General features: G+C 74.6%; 2 protein-coding genes. Both read right to left on the bottom strand.

Going from position 1 to position 1,705, the window contains the following annotated elements; all coding sequences use genetic code 11:
• Nucleotides 1–1,380 (bottom strand): acetyl-CoA carboxylase biotin carboxylase subunit (locus AC2CHG_RS31305; RefSeq protein WP_484526202.1); only part of this gene is annotated, 1,380 nt, incomplete at its 3' end.
• The coding region (accB, locus tag AC2CHG_RS31300) for an acetyl-CoA carboxylase biotin carboxyl carrier protein (RefSeq protein WP_484526201.1) at nucleotides 1,380–1,705 on the bottom strand (326 nt) is incomplete at its 5' end. The genes AC2CHG_RS31305 and accB, both read right to left, overlap by 1 nt.

Below are 1,705 nucleotides of genomic sequence, written 5' to 3'. Positions count from 1 at the left end.
CGCCGGGGGCGCCCCGGCCGCGTCGTCGGCGGGCGGGGCGAGCAGGCGTTCCACCAGGGCGGTGGTGTGCCGGGCGGCGCGGAACGCCGGGTCGCGCAGCACCCGCCGGGCGAACGGGATGGTGGTACGCACGCCGGGACCGGCCACGTCGAACTCGGCCAGCGCCCGGTCGAGCCGGTCCAGTGCGGCGTCGCGGTCCGGCGCCCACACCGCCACCTTCGCCAGCAGCGAGTCGTAGTGCGGGCTGACCAGGTAGCCGACGTGCCCGTGGGTGTCGACCCGGGTGAACGGGCCGCCCGGCGGGCGGAACCGGTCCAGCCGGCCCGGTGCGGGCGCGAAGTCGCGGTCCGGGTCCTCCACGTTGACCCGGCACTCGATCGCCACGCCGTCCAGCCGTACGTCGGACTGGCGCAGCCGCAGCGGCGTGCCGTACGCCACGTGCAACTGTTCCTGCACGAGGTCGATGCCGGTGACCATCTCGGTGACCGGGTGTTCCACCTGGATCCGGCAGTTGATCTCCAGGAAGTGGCAGCGTTCGGCCTCGTCGACCAGGAACTCCACCGTCCCGGCGCCGGTGAAGCCGACCGACAGCGCGCCGCGCAGCGCCACCTCGGCGACGGTGTCCAGGGTGGCCTGCCGCAGCGCGGGCGCGGGCGCCTCCTCGATCAGCTTCTGGTGCCGGCGCTGCACCGAGCAGTCCCGGGTGCCCAGGTGCACACCGTTGCCGTGGCCGTCGCAGAGCACCTGCACCTCGACGTGGCGCGCGTCGGCGAGATACCGCTCGACGTACACACGGTCGTCGCCGAACGCGACCTGCGCGGCCGCGCGGGTGCGGGCGTACGCGCGGGGCAGCTCGGCGGCCGAACGCACCACTGTCATGCCGCGCCCGCCACCGCCCGCCGCGGCCTTCACGATCACCGGGTAGCCCACCTCGGCGGCCACCTCCTGCGCCTCGCCGACGCTGGGCAGTGTCCGGACGCTTCCCGGCGGCAGCGGCAGCCCGGCTGCGCTCATCAGCGCGCGGGCGGTCGACTTGTCCGCCAGTGCGGCCATCACCTGCGGCGGCGGGCCGACGAAGACCAGCCCGTTCTCGGCGCAGATCTCGGCGAAGTCGGCGTCCTCGGACAGGAAGCCGTAGCCGGGGTGGACCGCCTGCGCGCCGGTCTGCCGGGCGGCCTCCACGATCGCCGCCGCGTTGAGGTAGCTGCGCCGGCTGGCCGCCGGGCCGATCCGTACCGCCTCGTCGGCGAGCCGTACCGGCAGCGAGTCGGCGTCGGCGCTGGAGTGCACCACCACCGTGCGCACGCCGAGTTCCCGGCAGGCGCGCAGCACTCGCAGCGCGATCTCGCCCCGGTTGGCGATCAGCACCTTGTCGAACATCAGGAGTCCTGTCCGGTGACCGGTTCCAGGGCGATCAGCGGCTGGTCGTACTCGACGGGCTTGCCGTCGTCGACAAGCACCTCGACCACCCGTCCGGCCTGGCCGGCGGTCACCTCGTTCATCAGCTTCATGGCCTCGACGATGCCGACCACCTGGCCCGGGCGGACCATGTCGCCGACCGCGACGAACGGCATCGCGCCGGGTTCGGGAGCGCGGTAGAACGTGCCGACCACCGGTGAGCGAACGACCGGCCGGTCGGTCGACGGCGCCGCACGCGCGGCGGGTTCGGCGGCCCGTGCCGGCAGCGCCCCGGCCGCTTCGGCGG

Source organism: Micromonospora sp. ATLC20 (assembly GCF_057196585.1).
This window is presented reverse-complemented; position numbering and strand designations above follow the sequence as displayed.